This is a genomic window from Sorangium sp. So ce1504 (assembly GCF_051521635.1).
Lineage (GTDB): Bacteria > Myxococcota_A > Polyangia > Polyangiales > Polyangiaceae > Sorangium > Sorangium cellulosum_B.
In genome coordinates this window covers 9,074,849-9,093,940 of record NZ_CP150365.1, presented here as the reverse complement: position 1 = coordinate 9,093,940, position 19,092 = coordinate 9,074,849, and the positions used below count along the sequence as shown (strand labels likewise).

Here is a 19,092-nt window from a genome sequence, read left to right as displayed (position 1 = left end):
CGAGCCGGGCGACGACGCACCGCGTGCTTGGCCCCGCGCCGAGCGCGTCAGCCGCCGGAGGCGGCGCCGAGCGCCGCGGAGGGCACGAGGCTCGAGACGGGGCTCCCCCCGGCATCCGCGCCAAGGAAGGCCCGCAGCTCAGCGAGCAGCGGACCTGACTCGCCGACGAAGGGGAGGTGATCGTCGCCCGGCAACTCGACGTGGCGCGCGCCGCGGATGCGGCCGGCGAGGTCGCGCCCGGCCGCCGCCGGGACGGCCCGATCGCCGGCCCGGTGCAGCACGAGCGTCGGGGCGCTCACCCGGCCCAGCGCGGACCGGACGTCGGCCGCCGCGTGTGCCCGGAGCATGCGCGCCGCCCCGCCAGGGCTCGCGCCGTGGCGCAGGTACGCGGCCCAGAAGCGCCGGAACGCGCCGTCATCCGCCGCGGACGGGGCCAGGCGATCGAGGAAGAGCGGCTCGCCCCAGCCGCTCCGCAGCGCGCGCTCGGCCTCCTCGGCGTCCTCGCCGGCGAGCCCGAAGAGGCACCCCGGCCAGGCAGACATCTGCGCCGCGCTCCCGAGCGCGATCAGGGCGCGCACCCGCGCCGGGTGCGCCGCCGCGAGCAGCGCGCACGGCGCGAACCCGGCGCCGACGCCGAGGAGCGCGGCGCGCGCCACGCCGGCCGCGTCCAGCACCGCCAGCAGATCCTCCGCCTGCTGCTCGGCGGGAGCGCCCGCGCCCTCGCGCTCGCTCATCCCGGTGCCGCGCTGGTCGAGCACGATGAGCCGCGCCCACGCGCCGAGCTCGGCGAAGAACCGGGAGATGAGCGCGCCCTCCCACGCGGCCTCCACGTGCGTCACCCACCCCTGGACCAGCACCAGATCGATCGGCCCGCCGCCCGCGGTCCTGTAGGCCAGGCTCGCGTCGGCGCTCGTGGCGAAGCGGGTCTCCGCGGCGTGCAGCCGCGCGGGCGCCCGCGCGGAGGAGACCACCCCCTCCCGCGCGGCCTCGAGCCCGCGCCGCATCGCCTCGGCGACCTGCGCGTACGCGCCCGCCCACGCCCGCGCGGTGGCGGGCGACCACGCGTCCCCTTCGAGCTCCTCGAGCGCCTCGAGCAGCGCGCGGCCCACGGCGTCGAAATGCTCGGGCAACGCGGCGTACGCCGCGTGGCGGCGACCGAGCGCCTCGAGCATCTCGACCAGCTTGTCCGGCGCGCGCAGGTTGTCGACGACGAGCTGCAGCGCCGCGGCGAGCTTGAGCCGCTGCTCGCGCATGTCCGGCGGGAACAGCGCCCGGAGCGCCGGCTCGCGGGCGAAGAGCCGCTCGTAGAAGCGCGTCACGAGCGCCTCGGCGCGCGGGGCGAGGCGCTCGAACGAGGCGCGCACGACGTCCGCGCCCGCGTCCTGCGCGCTCGCGGGGGGCGACGCGGGGCGGACGATCTGGAACGCCCGGCAGAGCGCCTCGGTCTCCTCGAGCGCGGCCTGCACCTCCTCGGCCGACGCGAAGCGCGCCTCCGGCTCGCGCAGGACGCAGCGATCGATGACGGCCGCGAGCATCTCCGGGACGTCGGGGCAGATCGAGCGCAGCGGCGGGAGCGCCCGCGCCGTCACCCAGCTGGCGATCGCGTGCACCTCGAGCCCCGCGTGAGGCAGCCGGCCCGTGCACAGCTCGTAGAGGACCAGCCCGAGCGCGTAGACGTCGGAGCGGGGCGTGCCGGCGGTGCCCGCCCAGAGCTCCGGCGCGAGGTAGAGCGGCGTGCCCATCATCATGCCGCCGTCGGTGAGGCTCGCGGTCCCGAGCGCGGAGGCCGCGTCGAGCGCCACCGGGATCGCGGTCGTCAGGGCGGACATGTCCGCGAGCGCCCACGGCGCGGGCGCGACGGCGGAGTTCGGCGCGGCGCGATGGCCCGCGTCGAGGGCGGGGGCGCCGGGCCGGTCGGCGAGCTTGGCGAGGCCGAAGTCGAGCAGCTTCACCTCGCCGCTCGCGTCGAGCATCACGTTCGCCGGCTTGATGTCGCGGTGGAGGACGCCCCGCCGGTGCGCCGCGGCGAGCCCGCGCGAGAGGCCGAGCGCGAGGCGCAGCGCGGCGGGCCACGGGATCGGCTTCGGGAGCAGCTCGAGCGGCTCGCCCTCGACGAACTCGTAGGCGATGTACGGCCGCCCGCGGACCTCGCCGATCCGGTAGACGGCGACGACGTTGGGGTGCTGGAGGCGCGCGATCGCGCGGGCCTCGACGCGCAGCCGCTCGATGGTCCTGGGATCCGGGCTGTCCGCCGCGACGAACTTGAGCGCGACGGGCCGGTCGAGGACCTCGTCGTGGGCGAGGTACACCTGCCCCATGCCCCCGCGCCCGAGCGGCCGCACCACGCGGTAGTCGTCGAAGGCCAAGGGCGGCGCCCACGAGAGCGGGGGCGACGGCGGCGGCTCGCTCGCGCCGAAGCGCTGGCGCGTCGCGTTGAGGAAGAGCGGCGCCCCGAGGTCGCTCTCGCTCGGGCGCGTCGAGAGCCGCGCGCGGCAGCCGTCGCAGCCGGCCACGTGCCCGCGGATGCTCGCCGCGTCGTCGTGCGGGAAGTTGCCCGCGAGCCAGGTGGCCAGGGCGTCGTCGGACGGGCACGGGATCATGCGCTGCTGTTCTCCGGAGCGGCATTCTCCGTGCGCGCTGTGGGCAGCGCAATGGCCGCGCGGTCGGTGCCGCGCTGCGCTGCTCCGCCGTCGTGAGAGGCAGCACCTGTGCGCCTGTCCTGGCCGTGCGGTGCTGGAGCGCGGCGCGAGCCCAGCGCGCGAGCGCGCTCGCGCGAGCCGCGAGCGATCGGCGCTGGACCGGCGCCGCCGCGGTGTCACGCTCGCGGAGAGCGATGAGCGACCCGAAGCCACCGCCGAGCCCAGCGCCCCGGTCGGAGACGGTGCGGCAGGCGCTCCTGGAGGAGCTCCGCAGGGGAGCGGCGACCGCGTGGGAGCTCTCCACCCGCCTCGGGATGCGGGAGCGCGACGTGGCGCCGCACCTCGAGCACCTCGCGCGCTCGCTGCGCGCGCGCGGCGAGCGGCTCTCGGTCGCGCCGGCGCGCTGCCTGCGCTGCGGCTACGCGTTCGACGAGCGGCGGTCGCTCGCGAAGCCGAGCCGCTGCCCGGCGTGCCGGGGGGAGCGCATCGAGGCGCCGCGGTTCCGGATCGACGCGGGCGAAGGGTGAGGCTCCCGGGCGGCGGCGCTCCTCACAGGGCCGGTCGATCGGGCGGCTCCGGGCGCCCGCGCCGCGCGGCGCGGGCCTCCACCTCGCCGAGCAGCCGCGGGCCCGCGCGCTCGCCCGCGCCCGCGAAGAAGGCGCGGGCCTGGGCGAGATCGCCGTGCGCCGCGTAGAGCTCGACGAGCTCTCGCTCCGCGGCCTCGTCGATCGTCGCCTCCAGCGAGCCGGCGCGCGCGGGGCCGAGCTGCACGATGGCGCGCAGCGCCCTCAAGGCCCCCTCGGTGGCGCTTCGGCCGCCGAGGCCCCGCAGGCTCCACGACTTCACGTAGAGCGCGCGCTTGCGAAGCGGCGCCCCCGCGGCGCCGCGGAGCGCGCCGTCGCAGGCGATCACCGCCTCGTCGAGGCGCCCCGCGGCGAACGCCAGGTCGGCCAGCGCGAGATAGGCCTCGGCCGCCTCGCCGGACGCCGGGTGCTCGAGGGCGAGCTGACGCAGCCGCGCCTCGGCGCCGCGCGCGTCCCCGCCGTCCTGGAGCGCCCGCGCGAGCGCGAGGAGCGCTCGCGGCCGCTGCTCCGCTGCGCGCAGCGCCGGCGCGTCGACGAGCGCGGCGTAGGCCGCCGCGACGCCCGCCCGCAGCCGCGCGGCCTCTGCTTCGAGCGCCGCCCGCCGCGCCGCGCCGCGCCCGCCGGCCGCGCCCGCCTCCGCGGCCTGGTCGAGCACGAAGAGCTGCACGCCGATCACGCGGTAGCGCCCCGCGAGCGACTCCGCCTCATGGAAGATCGGCTCTGCCGCCGAGCTCGCGCCGGGGTCCGCGCCGCCGCGCGCGGCGAGCGCCGGCGCTCCCTGCGCGGCGCACCCCGCCGAGGCGAGGGCGAGCGCCATGAACGCGGCGACCCGCCGCGCCGCGGCTCTGCGCCGCTCCGTGAGACAGCTGGCGGTCTTCGCTGCGCGCTCCACAACCTGTGACACTTCTTCTCCTCGTGACTCGCCGCCGGCAGAGAGGGCGAAACGCCGCGCGCTTCGTGCCGAACGGCGCGGGAAGATAACCGCGGGCGCCCCAGGGACCAGGGCAATCCACGGCGGACGCGCCGATTCTCTCCCTGAACCACGCGGAGAACAGCGCCTTTCGAGCGCCTTGCGCGGCGGCGCACACGCGGCGCGCGGGGCGGAGCGACGCGCCGCAGAGCACGCACCTCCAGCACGCTCCGCCTCGGCCCATGCATTGCGTCTCGGCCTTCATCGCTCCGCGCCCGGACCGGCGCTTCACACCGGGCGGGGGCGTGTCCGGATGGAGAGTCACGACATGGCGACAAAAGTGAACTGCCTCCCGTTCACGATCCCCACGATGCCGCGCCTCGGGCTCGCCGACCTGGAGGCGCGCTTCCGACGCCTCTCGCTCCTCATGTACGACACGAAGGTTCCGGTCGCGACGCTCGAGAAGGAGGTCTATCCCTACCTTGCCCGTGGCATCGAGTTCGTCAATCCGTGGCGGCGCGTGCGCGGGATCGAGACGTACCAGGTCGGCCTCTCTGGATCTCGCGTCGGCGGCCGTTTCGACCTCGACGTCTCTCAGCTGAGCGTCCGGCTCTCCGAGCCGCGTGACGCGGGCCGCGCCCTGGTCGACAGCACCTTGTACCTGCGGCTGTTCCCGCGCTGCGCGTACCCCGTGCGGGTGATCCTGACCTACGATTTCTGCATGATCGACGGCGGCGAGAGCTTCGAGATCACGCGCCACGAGGAGATGTGGCGCATCGGGGACATTCTTCGGAGCGCTCCGCTGCTGGGCCGCTCCTACGATGTCTTCCGTTCCTGCTCGGGTTACCTCTTCACCGGCGCGCTGCTCCTGTCCCGCGCGGTCGCTGTCCGTCCGCCTGGCGCCGAGGCCGCGCGGGGCGAGCCGGAGCCGTCACGCTGACGCCGTGCGCGCGGCCGCGCAGCCGTGGGGTCGCCACGAAGCCGAGCGCCGCTCCGTGGCGATCCGTGAGCGAGAGGGCGGGCAGCAGCGCGCGGAGGGGGACGCTTCTCAGGACATCCTGGGCCTGATGATGAGCGCCCGCCGCGACGACGGCGCGGGCATGAGTGAGGTCGAGGGCGATGATCCTGGAAGGGGAGCGCGAGCGAGCGAGGGCGGAAGGCCGTCCGGCTGCGGTCCAGGGCAGCCCGACGGAGCCGGCGCTCCGGCCCGCCGCGCCGCAGCCGGCAGGGCGGTGTCCCATGGGCTTCTCCTGAGCGTTGCTCACCGGGTCTCCTTGCGCGCGGCCGGCTGGCGGCGCGCTCTGGCCTTCATCCCGTCAGCTCGTGCTCGCGGGGGCGCCGATCTGGCCTCCGGCGGCGCTCCACGACGAGCGGCAGCCCATCCCGCGGCACGAGCGCCTGCCGGCCGCCTGCGCCCGCCTCGTACCCTGCGGGCAGGTCGAAGCGGAACTCCCGCACCAGCGCCGCCAGCATGAGCTTCATTTGCAGCACGGCGGTCCGCTCGCCGATGCACTTGCGCATCCCGAGCCCGAAGGGAAGGAACGCCGAAGGCGGGCGCTCCTCGTGCCATGGCGAGCCCGGCTCGAAACGCTCCGGGAGGAACGTCTCCGGGCGCTTCCAGTACCGCGGTAGCCGCTGCATGACATACGGGCTCACGAGGACCTCGTCTCCCGCGCTCACCGCGTGTGGCCCATGGCGGAACTCCCTCCGCGCCTCGCGCGCCAGCACCCATACGGGCGGGTGCAGCCGCAAGGTCTCCTGCACCACCGTCGACAGGATCGAGGCGCGCTCCACCTCCGCTCCCTGCGCGCCGATCCCCTGCGTGCCGATCGCGTCGAGCTCCTCCTCGAGGCGCCTCTGCACCTCCGGGCGCTGCGCGAGCTCGTAGAGCGCCCATGCCGACGCCGCGGCCGTCGGCACGTGCGTCACCAGCATCATCACGACCTCGTCGATCAGGGCTTGTTCATCCATCTGGCCGGCGTCCACCGCGCGCAGGAGCGGATCCAGCAGATCGGTTGTTCCACGGTTCCCGGCCGCCCTGCGGTGCTCTGCCGCCGCCAGGATGGACGCCGCGAGCGCATCCCTCGCCTGGCCATAGGCTATCTCGTCGTCGGCGGCGTGCCCGAGCCACGCTTCCACCCGGGGCAGCTCGGTCGCGATGCGCTCCACGACCTGCTCTCCCGACTCTCCGAGCAGCAGCATCGACGCGCTCCGCAGGGCGACGTCCTCGAGCACCGGCAGCACCGCGCGCGCCTCGCCTGTGCGCAGCCGCGCGAGCGCCTCGCGCACCGCGCGCGCGGCGCCCTCGGCGCGCGCGAGGAGCGCCTCCCGATGGAACGCCGGTGCGAGCGCCCTCCGGCGTTCCAGGTGCTCACCCCCCTCGAGGCGGGCGACGCTCCGCGGATAGGCGTCCTGCATCCGGTGCGGCGGCGTCTTGTCCGTGAAGCCCTCCCGATCCGAGAACACCCTCTGGATCGCGGCCGGATCCGAGACGGCAAAGCACTGCTTGAGCCCCAGCCGGAACCGGAAGAAATCGCCGTACGCCAGGGTGCAGTCGAGCAGGAAGGCGAGGGGATCCGCGCGGAACTCCGGCCAGGAGCCGTGCAGAGGGTGCGCTTTCGGACCGGGGGATCGGATCATGGCCAGTTCTCCGGAGAGCGTAGAGCCGCGGTTTGCATACGAGCGAGCGTCGGGAGCGGCGCCGGCGTTCCGCGATCAGGGGCGCGCGGGCGTCGTTCAGGAAGACAGCTGGGCGCCGGGGCTCGAAGGAGCGCGGAGGCTCAGGTACACCGCCGCGTGGCTCAGGTCCGAAGGAGCGCGGAGGCTGAGATAGACCACCGGATACCCGAAGTCATAGGCCGACGCGCCGGGCTGCGCGCGCACGTGCTCCTCGTACGCCCTCGCGAGCTCCTGCGCGGTGCACGGGCAGCCCGCCTCGGCGGCGATCGTGAGGATGCGCGTCATATCCCCGTCGGCCTCGGCCATCTTCTCCGCGAGGCGCTCGTCCGCCTCGACCTGCGCCAGAAACGCGCGCGCGCCGCTCCTCGTCGCGCGTCCTGCCATCGTCCCCTGGTTCGTGGTCGAAACACCGATCGTGGTGAGTTGTCCAGTCATGTGCGCAGACCTCCTTCGGGCCCCTTGAGGCCGCGGAACCGCGGCGGCGGCGTGCCGCGCGCGGTCCGTCGTCTCCCTCCCCCAAAGCAGGTCCCGCGCCAGCGCCGCGGGCAGGCGAAATGGCCGGCGATGGCGGCCCTCGAGAGGCCCGTTGTGCGCGCCCTCGCGCGAGTTGCGCGAGCGCTCGCGCAACTCGCGCAGCGGCGCCTCTCTCACCGCCCCGGGGGCTCGCCGACCTGCTGGGGCGCCGGTGTCGCCCGACGGGCGAGAGGACCCCGGGCGCCGTCCCCTCGCCGCACGCACCGGCCCGGTGAGGGGGCTCTCGCCGGCCCTGCGATCCCACTTGATAATATTAGTTAGTCTTACTAACTACTGGGGTGACCGACACGTTGACCGTCTTCACCACGCTGCTGCTCGCGCGGATCGCTCGCGTGGATCGCACCGCCTTGCAGCTGATTCAGGAGCGCCTCGCCGAGCGGGGGGGCACGCTCGCGGAGTTCCGCCTGATCGGCGCGCTGCTCGGAGAGCGCGTGGGGCTCACCCAGCGCGAGCTCGCCGAGCGGCTGCAGATCACAGCCGCGTCGCTCTCGGCCCTCGTCGGCCGCCTCGAAAAGAAGGGGCTCGTCGAGAGGAACCCCGACGAGAGCGATGCGCGCGCCTTCCGCGTGCGCTGCACGCCTCAGATCGCGGAGCACGACTGGGTACAGGACGTGGTGGTCGAGGTGGAGCGCCGCGCGACGCGGGGCATTCCGGCCGCAGAACTTGAGACCACGAGGCATGTCCTCGCCGCCATGATCGGCAATCTCGAGATCGACGACACGCCCGTTCCATCAATAAGGAGGAGAGAGGAATGAAGCGCGCACGCGCCCTCGTGGTGTCCTTCTCGACGGCAGCAGCAAGCGGCGGCGGGGTCTGCCGCCGTCGTCCCTGCCCCCGATGAGCACCGCCGTGGCCGAGCCTGAGGTGACGCTCGTCTGGAGCGATGCGGGGCTCGGACGTGCCGGTGATCATCCGCTCGACCCTGGGAGACGGCGAGGGGCGGGCGGATCCGGAGTTCCGGCGCAGCCAGCTGGAGATCGCGGTTGGCGCGCAGGTCGCGTCTCATGATCTGCCCCCTCTGCGCGCGATGTCCGCCTCACGATCGAGCAGCGCGCCGAGCTTCTTCGCCCAGAATCGCTCGTAACGAGCGGCCCAGTCGTAGACCGCGCGCAGCGGCGCGGCCTCCACGTGGTAAAGCCGCGAGCGCCCCTCCCGGCGGGGCGCGACGAGCCCGGCGTCCCGCAGCACCCTGAGGTGCTGCGAGATCGCCGACTGGGTCACGTCGAACATCGCGCACAGCTCGGTGACCGAGCGCTCCCCGCCGGCCAGCGCGTCGAGGATCGCGCGCCGCGTGGGGTCCGCGATCGCGCGGAACGTCGCGTCCGGGGAGCGCGCGTTCGTCACCTCACGTCACCTCGCGCCACGTCGCACGACCTCACGTTGCCGCGGGGAAGTGCTTCTTGGCGCCGGCGTCGAGCTCCTCCTGCGTGGCCGCCTTCTTCCGCGTCGCGAGCGACCAGCGGTGGCCGAACGGGTCGGTCACGATGCCGTATCGGTCGCCCCAGAACATGTCCGCGAGCGGCATCTCGACGCTGGCGCCCGCCTCGACCACGCGCTTCCAGGTCGCGTCGACGTCGGGTAGATCGAGGTGGAGCGTCACCGCGGTGCCGCCGAACGCCTTCGGCGTGCGGCTCACCCCGCCGCACTGCTCCGGGAAATCGTCGCTGAGCATTACGAGGCTGCCGTTCACCAGGAGGGCCGCGTGGATGAGCTTCTTGCCGTCCGGCGTCGGCTGTTCGGCCACCACCGTCGCGCCGAACGCGCGCTGGTAGAAGTCGATGGCCGCGCGGGCGTCGTCGACCGTCAGGTAGGGCGAAATCGGGGGAGGAGCGGGGGCTCGTGGCTCGTGGTCATGCGCCGCATCATATTAGTGAGCTCTAATATGTCAACCGACCGGCACGGCGGCGAGCTCGCCCGGTCACGGACGGATCACGACCGTCCCTGGTGACGGGATCGCGCGCGGCGCCGCGAGCGCGCTGCACGGAATCGCGGGCGCGGCGCGCGGGAGCGGGCGAGCGGCGCCGGGGAATTCGCGTGCGAGGAGGTCTGATCACCCTCTACGCTGAGCGCCTCCTCGAACCGCGAAGGTTGCCATGAGCGATGACATCGTCGAGCTGACCACGAAGCACACGTACGGCACCTGGCGCGCCCAGCGCGGCTGGAAGCCGATCCATGTCACCCGCGCGGAGGGCTGCGCGTTCTGGGACGCGTCCGGCAAGCGCTACCTGGACCTGTCCTCGCAGCTCATCTGCTCGAACCTCGGCCACCAGAACGAGGCCGTGATCGAGGCCATCTGCGCGCAGGCGAGGCAGCTCGCCTACATCAGCCCGGCGCACACGTGCGAGGTGCGGGCCAGGGTGGCGCAGAAGCTCCTGGAGGTGATGCCGAAGGGGCTCGACAAGTTCTTCTTCGCGACGTCGGGCACGGAGGCGAACGAGGCGGCGTTCAAGATGGCCCGGCTCTACACCGGCAAGCACAAGATCATCGCGCGCTACACGTCGTACCACGGGTCCACCGCGGGCTCGGTCGCGGCGACCGGCGACTTTCGCCGCTGGTTCATCGAGCCGGCCGGCAAGATCCCGGGCGTGGTGTTCGGCCCGGAGGTGAACTGCTACCGCTGCCCGCTCGGCCGGAGCCACCCCGAGTGCGGCGTCGCGTGCGCCGACTACCTGGCTTACATGATCGACCACGAGGAGAACGTCGCGGCGGTGATCGTCGAGCCGGTCGTGGGCACGAACGGCGTCCTCATCCCGCCGGCCGACTACCTGCCGAAGATCGCCGAGGTCGCGCGGAAGCGCGGCGTGCTCCTCATCGCGGACGAGGTGATGAGCGGCTGGGGCAGGACCGGAAAGTGGTTTGCGGTCGATCACTGGGGCGTGGTGCCGGACATCCTGACGACGGCGAAGGGCGTGACGAACGCGGCCGCGCCGCTCGGGGTCGTCGCGACCTCCCGCGCGATCGCGGACTACTTCGACGACAACATGTTCGCGCACGGCCACACCTACGAGGCCCACCCCCTCACGCTGGCCCCGGTGATCGCCGCGATCGACGAGTATCGCCGGCTGGACCTCCTCGACCGCGCGACGAAGATGGGAGACGTGGTGGGCGCGAAGCTCCGCGCCCTCAAGGAGAAGCACCCCTCGATCGGCGACGTGCGCGGGATCGGCCTGTTCTGGGCGGTGGAGCTCGTGAAGGACCGCGCGACCAAGGAGCCGTTCAACGTGCCGCAGGACAAGGCGGCTCGGCGGCCCCTGGTGGTCGACGCGGTGGTCGCCGAGGCGGCGAAGCGCGGGGTGTCCCTCATGGGGTGGGTGAGCCACCTGCTCGTGGCGCCGCCGCTCATCATCAGCGAGGCGGAGATCGACGAGGGGATCGCGGCGCTCGACGCGGCGCTCGACGTGGCGGATCAGCGGCTCTCGGGCTGAGGACCTCGGGCGCGAGGCGGCCCTTCACGGGCCGCCGGAAGAGCACGTCTGTGGCTGCCGCGAGGCGCGCCCGGCAGGGGGGCGCGGCGACGTGCTAGGATCGTGGGCATGACTGCACGCACGAACGGCCTGCCGACCCGTCCGCCCCGGAACACGGGGCCGATCGAGCTGCGCGATTTCGGCCCGACCGGCCGCCGTCTGGGCACGCCCGACGATTGTTACGACGGCAGCCCGTGGGAGCTGCACCGCGGGGAGCTGATCGAGCAGATGGGGAGCAAGGATATCCATGGCATCGTGATGGCGCTCCTCGCCGCCCTCTTCCGCACGCACGCGCGCGAGGGCTTCACGGTGATGACCGACGTGTACTGCGATCTCAGCGACCCGGCAGGGCCGTCGCTGCGGGCGCCGGACGTGGTGGTGGTGGGCGATCTCTCGTCGCCGCGGAACGACGCCTACCGCGGCACGCCGGTGCTGGCCGTGGAGATCCGGGGCACGCAGTCGAGGCGCTACCTCGAGGAGAAGGTGAAGCTCTACCTGGAGCACGAGTGGCCGTGGGTGTGGATCGCGCACGCGGAGCGGCGGGAGCTCGAGGTCGTGCGGCCTGGGACGGCGTCGATCACCTACCGTCCGGGCGCGGAGGTGCCCCTCCTGCCGGAGCTGGGCAAGCACGGCCTCGGCGCCGTGCCGGTCGCGGCGCTGTTCGAGGAGCGCGACGCGGCGCGGTTCACGGACGAGTGGGTCGAGGCGCGCACCCAGGCGCGCGCGATCCTCGCGGTGCTCTCGGCGCGGGGGCTCGCGGTGCCGGAGGCGGTGCAGGCGCGGGTGCTCGCGTGCGACGAGCCCGCAGCGCTGGAGCGATGGCTCGTCAGCGCGGCGACGGCGGCGAGCGGGGCGGTGTTCGCGGCGGCCGTGGATCGAGGGTGAGCCGGCGGCTGTCCGCCGCTCGGTAGGGGCGGCGGCCGAGGGCCGCGCCCTTCGGGGAGCGCTCCTCGGCGCGGAGCCAGTCCGTCACCGCGACGGCGGCGCCGACCCCGCCGTTGTCACCGCGACGGCGGCGCGGAGCCGCCCGCGCACGCGGCGGCGCGCGCGAGGAGCAGGTCGCGCTCGCGCGCGTTGCGCGTGAGCGACGCCGCGCGCTCGAACTCCGCGCGCGCCTCGTCGAGGCGGCCGAGCTTCGCGAGGAGGTCGCCGCGCACGCTCGGCAAGAGGTGGTAGCTCTCGAGGGAGCGCTCCGAGGTCAGCGCGTCGACGACGGCGAGGCCCGCCGCCGGGCCGAACGCCATCGAGAGCGCGACGGCGCGGTTCAGCTCGACGACGGGCGACGGCGCGACCTGGGCGAGCGCCGCGTAGAGCGCCGCGATGCGCGCCCAGTCCGTCTCCTCCGCGGCGCGCGCGCGCGCGTGGCAGGCGGCGATCGCGGCCTGGAGCGCGTAGGGACCGCGCGCGCCGCCGAGCGCCTCGGCGCGCTCGAGCGCCGCGAGGCCGCGGCGGATCAGCAGGTGATCCCAGCGCGCGCGGTTCTGAGCCAGGAGCAGGATGGGCTCTCCCGACGGTCCGACCCGCGCCCTGGAGCGCGACGCCTGGATCTCCATCAGCGCGACGAGGCCGTGGACCTCCGGCTCCTTCGGCGCGAGCTCGGCCAGGATGCGGCCGAGGCGGAGCGCGTCCTCGCAGAGGGCAGGCCGCATCCAGTCGCCGCCGGCCGTCGCCGAGTAGCCCTCGTTGAAGACCAGGTAGATGACCTGGAGCACCGACGAGAGGCGGGGCGCGAGCTCGGCCCCGCGGGGGACCTCGAAGGGGACGCGCGCCTCGGCGAGGGTCCGCTTGGCGCGGACGATCCGCTGGGCGACGGTCGGCTCCGGGACGAGGAACGCGCGCGCGATCTCCTCGGTCGTCAGGCCTCCGAGCAGGCGGAGCGTGAGCGCGACCTGCGCCTCGGTCGAGAGGACTGGATGGCAGGCCGTGAACACGAGGCGCAGGAGGTCGTCGCCGACGTCATCGTCGAGCGCGGCGTCCAGATCCGGCGCGGCCAGCGCGTGCTGGGCCTCGATCTCGTGGCCGAGCTCCTCGTGCTTGCGCTCGAGCCGCTTGCTCCGGCGGAGCTCGTCGATCGCGCGGCGCTTCGCGGTGGCCATGAGCCAAGCGCCCGGCTTGTCCGGGACGCCCGACTCCGGCCACCGCTCGAGCGCGGTGACGAGCGCGTCCTGCGCGAGCTCCTCGGCGAGGCCGACGTCGCGCACCATCCGCGCGAGGCCGGCGATGAGCCTGGCCGACTCGATGCGGAAGACCGCGTGGATGGCGCGATGCACCTCGGGGGCCGTCACGGCGACCGATCAGAGCATCTTCCCCCGCCGGCGCAAGCCCGGGCGCGCCGTGGCTACTGCTTCGCGGCCGACTGCGCCCGCAGGCGCTCCTCCTGCTCCCTGAGCTCGGGCGTGAGCGCCGGGCCGAAGTCGTCCGCCGTGAACACCTGGCGGATCTCGATCTCGGAGTCCTCGAGCATGGGGTTGGGGCAGCGCTTCACCCACGCGATGGCCTCTTCCTTCGACTTCACCTCCCAGATCCAGAAGCCCGCGACAAGCTCCTTGGTCTCGGCGAAGGGCCCGTCGATCACGGTCCGCTTGTCGCCCGAGAACCTGACGCGCGCGCCCTTCGCGCTCGGGTGGAGCCCGTCGCCCGCGACCATGACGCCGGCCTTCACCAGCTCCTCGTTGAACTTCATCATCTCGGTGATGAGCTGCTCGCTCGGCATGACGCCCGCCTCGCTGTCCTTGGTGGCCTTGATCAGGATCATGAATCGCATGGTCGTGTCTCCTTGCTTCCTTGGTGGAGCTGGGCTCCGGAGGGTCTCTTGCCCGGGGGCGAACCGTGGCTTCATCGTCACGACGAACGGCGGGGCGCGGGATCGACACGCCGGGCGATCTTTTTTTGAGATGTTGTCAAGTGTACGTAATTATTGACGATTGTGGCGACTGGCCCGCCCGCCGCGCCGGTCCGGGCCCTCAGAAGCGGCTGCGCAGCAGCGCGCCGCCGCCGCCCGGCAGGATCGCGGGCGCGAGGGCGACCGAGCTGCGCTGCTCCGGCGCTGTCAGGACGAGCACAAGGCCAGCGCCGATCCCGACGAGGCCGACGGCGCCGAGCACGGTGCTCGTGGTGGTGAGCGTCTGGCCCCGCGAGCTGAGGGACATGCCGTCGTCGCTGCACCGCGAGGGATCTGGGCATTCCTTTTCGAGGTCACCCTTCGTGCCGAGAGCGAGCCCGCCCGTGATGAGGCTCCCGCCCACGGCCGCGGCGCCGACGCCGCCGATGACGAAGCCGAGCGTGCGCTTGAAGCTCGAGGGAGCGGCGGGGGTGGGGGGCGGGCCCGAGGAGATCGCGGGGGCCTGCGGCGCGTCGGGTACGGGGACCGGAGGCGGCGCGGCGGCCGGCGGCGGCTCGAGGCGCACGACGTTGCGCGCCCCCTCCGCGAGGGTCACGGGCGCGTCGGTCTGCCGGCCGCCGGGCCATCGCGCGACGACGGCATGGTTCCCGGGGTCGAGCGGGAGCTCGCTGCCGATGCTGGCCTGCGGCAGCGGCGCTTGATCGAGGAGCAGCTCCGTCGGCGCCGGTGCGCCCTCCGGGAGCTCGATGACCAGCTTGGGCACGCGCGGCTCGAGCTCCCTGATGCGCTGCTGGGTGATGGCCAGACGGGGATCGCCGGGCGTCAGCTGGGTGAGCAGCTCCTTGAAGTGCTGCCATGCGCTCGCCACGCGCCCGAGGTCCGCTTCACACTGGGCCAGGTTGAGCAGCGTGCCGCACGACGGATAGGTCGCCTGGCTCCGGCGGAAGAGCGGAATCGCGTGCGCACAATCTCGCGCTTCCACCGCTGCGCGGCCCTGCTCGAAGAGGTCCTGTGCCTGGGCCTTCGGATCCTTGGGCTGCGCGGAAGCCGGGTGGCTCATCGCGCAGAGGGCGGCGCAGAGGGCGGCGCAGCGGATCGCGCGAGTACCTCTTGTTCGTCTCAGTCCCATTTGTTCCAAGGATCCTCGGTCTTGTTCTGCGTCCTGACCTGTGAAGACGACGGCGGTTTGGCCGTGCTCACGGCGTTCGCGCTCGCCTTCACCGGCGGTGTCGCCGCTGTCGAAGATGCCGCTGGCTTCGCTCGTGCGTCCGGGGAGGCGCTCGCGACCGGCGCTGCGCTGGCCTCGAGCGCAGCGCTCGCGGTCTCGATCGCGGCAACGGGGGTCGCCGTCACCGCGCCGGCCGCGCCGGGGGCGCTGGCCGCGCCGGGGGCGCCGGGGGACGCAGGCCCGAGCTCGGGCGCAGCGCTCGATGAGGCCGCGGGCGAGTCGCTGTCCGGGGGCCCGCTCGGCGTCAGCCGCCACGCAAGGAAGATCCCGGTCAGGACGAGCGCGCCGGCGGCGCCTGCCAGCAGCGCCACGCGGCTGCGCGGCGCCCGGGTCCGCGTCGTGTTGCCCCAGGAAGCGTGCGGCAGCGTCGCGTGCGCCGTGCCCGCCGCCTCGCTCCCGGGCGACGACGGCACGTCCGGGCGGTCCGGCATGGGCGCCGTCGCGGCCTCGGCCGCGCCGGGCGCTCCACGCCACGCGGGCGAGGACGCGCCGAGCGCGCCGGGCGCCGCGGTGGGCGCGCCCACCGGCGGGTACCCGGCGCGGGAAGCACGCTCCGGCAGGATCCGGTCGATGCTCTCGAACGAGAGCCGCCCGCGCTGCGTCCCGAAAGGCGCGAGCACGCGGCCGATCTCGGCGACGCTCTGGACGCGGGCGCCCGGATCCTTCGCAAGGCACCGGCCCACGAGCTCCCCGACGGCGGGCGGCAGGTCCGGCCGCAGGGCCAGGACGGAGGTGGGCGCGTCCATGATGATGGCCGCCGTGACCGCGGTGATGCTGTCGCCCTCGAACGGGTGCCGCCCGGTGAGCATGCGATACAGGATCACGCCGAGAGCCCAGATGTCCGTCCGCACATCCGCGTATTTCAGGCTGCGAATCTGCTCCGGCGACATGTAATGGATGGAGCCCATGATGAGGCCCGTCGCGGTCAGGCTCGCCTCTTTGACAGAGTCGCCTGTGGCGGTGAACTTCGACAGGCCGAAGTCGAGGACCTTGAGGAGGGGAGTCCCGTCGGGGCGGCGGGTGAGGAAGAGGTTCTTCGGCTTGAGATCGCGGTGGATGATGCCGCGCGCGTGGGCCTCCGCGATCGCCTCGCAGGCCTGGAGCACGTAGTCGGCGGCGTCGGCGAGCGGGAGGATGCCGCGGGTCTGGAGCACCTGGCCGAGATCGTCGCCGGTCAGGTACTCCAGCACCATGTAGGCGGCGCCGGTGCCCAGCGTGCCCATGTCGAGGACACGCGCGATGTGCTGTCCGTCGAGGGCCGCGGCGGCGCGGGCCTCGCGGAGGAATCGAGCGCCGGCGTCGGGGAGCGCGGCGGCCTCGGGGAGGAGGAGCTTGACGGCGACGCGGCGCTCCAGGACGACGTCCCAGCCCGCGAAGACCACGCCCATGCCCCCCGCGCCGAGGACGCGCTCGATGCGGTACTTGCCCGCGAGGACGTCGCCGGGAGCGGGGACGCCGGGCTGCTGCGCCATGGTGAGAGGAGAGCGTAGCGGGGAGGTGGCGCGGAGTACAAGGGGCGGGCGGCCTCGGTGGCCGCTCGCGAGCGCTCAACCCGGGAGGGCTCGCGCGATGACGTACTCGACGCGATCCGCTCGCGACGTCCGCCGGAGAGCGCCTACGGCTCGGCCTCGATCCGCGCGGCGTCCTTCTTCTGCTGGAGCCTGTGCTTGATCGCCCCGAAGACGACCGGCGCCACGGAGACGAAGATGATCAGGTAGACGACCCGCTCGATCTGCTTGGCGTCGAAGACCTTGCCAAGGAAGTAGCCGAGGAAGGTCATCGAGAAGACCCAGAGCACGCCGCCCACCACGTTGAACATCGCGAAGCGCCGGTACTGCATCTGCCCCACGCCCGCCACGACCGGCGCGAACGTCCGGGCGAACGGCATGAAGCGCGCGAGGATGATCGTCTTGCCGCCGTGCTTCTCGTAGAACTTCTGCGTCGCGATCAGGTGATCCTTGCGGAACAGGAGCGACTGCTCGCGCGTGAAGATCTTCGGGCCGGCGCGCCGCCCGATCGTGAAGCCCACCGCGTCGCCGATGATCGCCATCGCCATCAGCGTGACGTTCATCAGGAGCAGGTTCTGGAAGTTCGGTAATCCGAGCGGGTTGATGAGCCCCGCGTTGACCAGCACCCCGGCGGTGACGAGCAGCGAGTCCCCGGGCAGGAAGAACCCGATGAGCAGCCCCGTCTCGGCAAAGATGATGATCATCAGGACGGGGTAGCCGCCCCACTGGAGCAGCGACTCGAGCTCCCTCAGCCTGCTGAAAAATTCACGGAGGAGATCCACGGCCGCTCGATAGCTCACCTCGGCGGCCGCGTCGAACCCCGCGTGCGCCCCGGCCGCCAGCGCGCCGCCGGCGTCCAGCGCCGCCGTTCACACGGGCGCCGCCGGCGGTGAGTCGCCCTGCATCGCTGGCTGCCCCGCCGGGCGACTCCCGCGGGTGAGCCCCCAGCGCCTCCCGGAACCCCGAGGGCGAGCTCCCCCCCGGCGCGCCGCCCGCGCATCCGGTGGCCGCGCGCGCTACGGCGTATAGCGCGCCAGGTACTCCTTGAGGTGCAGCTTCCGGGCCGTGTTCTCGGACGACATGTAACGTATCGTGCCGAAGATCTCCCGCTCTGGACCCCAGGCCCGATCGTAGCGGCCGAGCACCCAGAAGATGCCCGAGGTCGAGTTCGGGTCGCGGCCGTCGAGCGCATACCGGTCGTTGAGCTCGATCATGATCTCGAGCGCCTCGCGCGGCGTCCGCGACCACTCCAGGATCTTCTTGCCCCAGAGCATCCGGAGGTAATTGTGCATTCGCCCCTCGCGGAGGAGCTCGACCTGCGACGCGTTCCAGATCCGGTCGTAGGTCGCCCCCGCCGCGAGCGCCTCGATCGGGTAGACGCGCGGGCGCCTGTCGCGCGCGTGCTTCTCGAGCGTCGCGAGCGCCCAGTCCGGCAGAGACTCGTACTCGGTCGGATCGCGCTTCCACGAGGGGCGCGGCCCGTCTCCCTCGCTCGCCCCGAGCGCGAAGGCGTTGAACCCGAGCTCCCGCCAGGTGACGAGCTGCTCGAGGAACGCCTCGGCGGAGGCGCTCATCCCCCAGAACCCCTCGCGGCTGCCGCTCGGCCGCTTCACGCCGTCACCGGGGCGGCCGAGCCGCTCGACGCGGAAGCCCTCGCGCCGGGCGACGGCCGCGAAGACCTCGTGCGCCGCGAGGTGGCCGAAGTGCAGGTACGGCGACAGGCCGCTCGTCGCGCCGGCGTCGGGGTGATCGCGCTCTTCCAGGTAGCGCGGCAGCCGGTCCGCGACGAAGCGCGCGAGCGCCTTGCCAGCCGCCTCCGGGCCGCCCCGGCAGGGCGCCGGCGGGACGGTGTGATCGATGGGGAGCGCGGAGAGCGCCGCAGGGTCGCCCCCGAGCAGCGCCGGCGAGGCCGCGGGCCACCTGCGCGCGATCGCGCGGGGGAGGGGCGCCGCAGGCCGGAGCTTCGCCCGCTTCAGCGGATCGGCCGCCGGCTGCGCGCCGAGGTGTTCGCCGATCACCCGCTGCCAGAAGATGCGGAACGAGCGCGCGGTCGTGAACACCCGATCGGCCGCGCGCATCGGCAAGAGGCCGTTCGAGTCCACCTGCTCGAGGCGGACCGGCGCCTGCCGCGCCGCCGAGGCGACCATGCGCGGGAGGAAAAAGCAGGGGTAGTCGTCCGTGACCACCACGCACGCCCGCGCCGCGAGCGCGCCGAGCAGGCCCTTGCCGGCCCCCTCGGCGGGCTCGACGTAGGGGTGATGCGCGACGCCGGCCGCCGCGAGGCGGCGCGCGTTGTCGGCCATGCCGTCGATCACGAAGCGATGGATCCTGTCGCTCGCCCAGCGGTAACCGCACCGGAGCGCCTCCAGCACGACGAGCGGTCGATCGAGCGCCATCGACCAGGCGATCGCGCGCTCCAGACCGAAATTGTACCGTGTCCGGCGACTCGCGATCATCCAGTAAAGGACGTAGTCGCCGCCCTCGCGGACAGGCATGGCGTTGCGGGTGCGGAGCCGGAGCTCGGGGACGCTGCTGGAGATCACGACACCTCCTCCACGACCGGCCCGCCAGCGCGCCGCCGCGGGGCCGGGGCGGCGGGGCCGCCAGGGCGCCAAGGACGCCAGAGAAGCGAGGTTCTCTCGCTCGGCCCCGGCGCCCTGCTCTCTCTTCAGGACGAGCGGTGCTCTAGCACAGCTCGGACACG

General features: G+C 73.6%; 17 protein-coding genes. 5 read left to right on the top strand and 12 right to left on the bottom strand.

Going from position 1 to position 19,092, the window contains the following annotated elements; genetic code table 11:
• Window positions 1-47: 47 nt before the first annotated feature.
• Window positions 48-2,600, bottom strand: coding sequence for an alpha/beta fold hydrolase (locus WMF39_RS34310; RefSeq protein WP_437740685.1), 2,553 nt, complete (start codon window positions 2,598-2,600; stop codon window positions 48-50).
• A 233-nt stretch (window positions 2,601-2,833) separates the two neighbouring features.
• On the opposite strand from WMF39_RS34310, the gene WMF39_RS34305 reads away from it, so the two are divergent.
• Window positions 2,834-3,166 (top strand): transcriptional regulator, encoded by a 333-nt coding sequence (locus WMF39_RS34305; protein ID WP_437324296.1) that lies wholly within the window; start codon window positions 2,834-2,836, stop codon window positions 3,164-3,166.
• A 22-nt stretch (window positions 3,167-3,188) separates the two neighbouring features.
• Here the strand turns inward: WMF39_RS34305 and WMF39_RS34300 are convergent, their stop codons facing one another.
• A complete protein-coding gene (locus tag WMF39_RS34300; RefSeq protein ID WP_437740684.1) occupies window positions 3,189-4,127 on the bottom strand; it encodes a hypothetical protein in 939 nt (312 codons plus the stop codon).
• Between the two features lie 334 nt (window positions 4,128-4,461).
• On the opposite strand from WMF39_RS34300, the gene WMF39_RS34295 reads away from it, so the two are divergent.
• Entirely contained in the window at window positions 4,462-5,073 is a 612-nt protein-coding gene (locus WMF39_RS34295; protein WP_437740683.1) for a hypothetical protein, read from the top strand.
• A 368-nt stretch (window positions 5,074-5,441) separates the two neighbouring features.
• Here WMF39_RS34295 and WMF39_RS34290 read toward each other — a convergent pair whose 3' ends face one another.
• Window positions 5,442-6,773, bottom strand: a complete 1,332-nt coding sequence (locus WMF39_RS34290; protein WP_437740682.1) for a cytochrome P450 — start codon at window positions 6,771-6,773, stop codon at window positions 5,442-5,444.
• A 96-nt stretch (window positions 6,774-6,869) separates the two neighbouring features.
• On the bottom strand, window positions 6,870-7,247 hold the full coding sequence (locus WMF39_RS34285) for a Nif11 family protein (RefSeq protein ID WP_437740681.1): 378 nt from the start codon (window positions 7,245-7,247) through the stop codon (window positions 6,870-6,872).
• Between the two features lie 377 nt (window positions 7,248-7,624).
• On the opposite strand from WMF39_RS34285, the gene WMF39_RS34280 reads away from it, so the two are divergent.
• A complete protein-coding gene (locus WMF39_RS34280; RefSeq protein ID WP_437740680.1) occupies window positions 7,625-8,101 on the top strand; it encodes a MarR family winged helix-turn-helix transcriptional regulator in 477 nt (158 codons plus the stop codon).
• A 247-nt stretch (window positions 8,102-8,348) separates the two neighbouring features.
• Here the strand turns inward: WMF39_RS34280 and WMF39_RS34275 are convergent, their stop codons facing one another.
• Both WMF39_RS34275 and WMF39_RS34270 read right to left on the bottom strand, forming a co-directional pair.
• The gene (locus WMF39_RS34275; protein WP_437740679.1) at window positions 8,349-8,690 is read right to left on the bottom strand and encodes an ArsR/SmtB family transcription factor; all 342 of its coding nucleotides are present in this window, start codon (window positions 8,688-8,690) and stop codon (window positions 8,349-8,351) included.
• A 31-nt stretch (window positions 8,691-8,721) separates the two neighbouring features.
• Window positions 8,722-9,165, bottom strand: a complete 444-nt coding sequence (locus WMF39_RS34270; protein WP_437748066.1) for a VOC family protein — start codon at window positions 9,163-9,165, stop codon at window positions 8,722-8,724.
• A 274-nt stretch (window positions 9,166-9,439) separates the two neighbouring features.
• Between WMF39_RS34270 and WMF39_RS34265 the strand changes: the two genes are divergently transcribed.
• Both WMF39_RS34265 and WMF39_RS34260 read left to right on the top strand, forming a co-directional pair.
• Complete coding sequence (locus WMF39_RS34265) at window positions 9,440-10,771, top strand: aminotransferase family protein (protein WP_012239035.1); 1,332 nt, start codon at window positions 9,440-9,442, stop codon at window positions 10,769-10,771.
• Window positions 10,772-10,879: 108 nt separating this feature from the next.
• Window positions 10,880-11,695, top strand: a complete 816-nt coding sequence (locus WMF39_RS34260) for a Uma2 family endonuclease (protein ID WP_437740678.1) — start codon at window positions 10,880-10,882, stop codon at window positions 11,693-11,695.
• Window positions 11,696-11,811: 116 nt separating this feature from the next.
• On the opposite strand, the gene WMF39_RS34255 is transcribed toward WMF39_RS34260, so the two are convergent.
• From WMF39_RS34255 to WMF39_RS34230, 6 genes are all read right to left on the bottom strand, one after another.
• Entirely contained in the window at window positions 11,812-13,095 is a 1,284-nt protein-coding gene (locus WMF39_RS34255) for an RNA polymerase sigma factor (protein ID WP_437740677.1), read from the bottom strand.
• A 53-nt stretch (window positions 13,096-13,148) separates the two neighbouring features.
• Window positions 13,149-13,574, bottom strand: coding sequence for a YciI family protein (locus WMF39_RS34250; RefSeq protein ID WP_437740676.1), 426 nt, complete (start codon window positions 13,572-13,574; stop codon window positions 13,149-13,151).
• A 199-nt stretch (window positions 13,575-13,773) separates the two neighbouring features.
• Window positions 13,774-14,712, bottom strand: a complete 939-nt coding sequence (locus tag WMF39_RS34245) for a tetratricopeptide repeat protein (RefSeq protein WP_437740675.1) — start codon at window positions 14,710-14,712, stop codon at window positions 13,774-13,776.
• Between the two features lie 59 nt (window positions 14,713-14,771).
• Window positions 14,772-16,352, bottom strand: coding sequence for a serine/threonine-protein kinase (locus WMF39_RS34240; protein ID WP_437740674.1), 1,581 nt, complete (start codon window positions 16,350-16,352; stop codon window positions 14,772-14,774).
• A gap of 143 nt (window positions 16,353-16,495) precedes the next feature.
• A complete protein-coding gene (locus WMF39_RS34235; protein ID WP_437740673.1) occupies window positions 16,496-17,188 on the bottom strand; it encodes a VTT domain-containing protein in 693 nt (230 codons plus the stop codon).
• A gap of 216 nt (window positions 17,189-17,404) precedes the next feature.
• Window positions 17,405-18,931: a deoxyribodipyrimidine photolyase gene (locus WMF39_RS34230; protein WP_437740672.1), complete on the bottom strand. Its 1,527-nt coding sequence runs from the start codon at window positions 18,929-18,931 to the stop codon at window positions 17,405-17,407.
• Window positions 18,932-19,092: the final 161 nt, after the last annotated feature.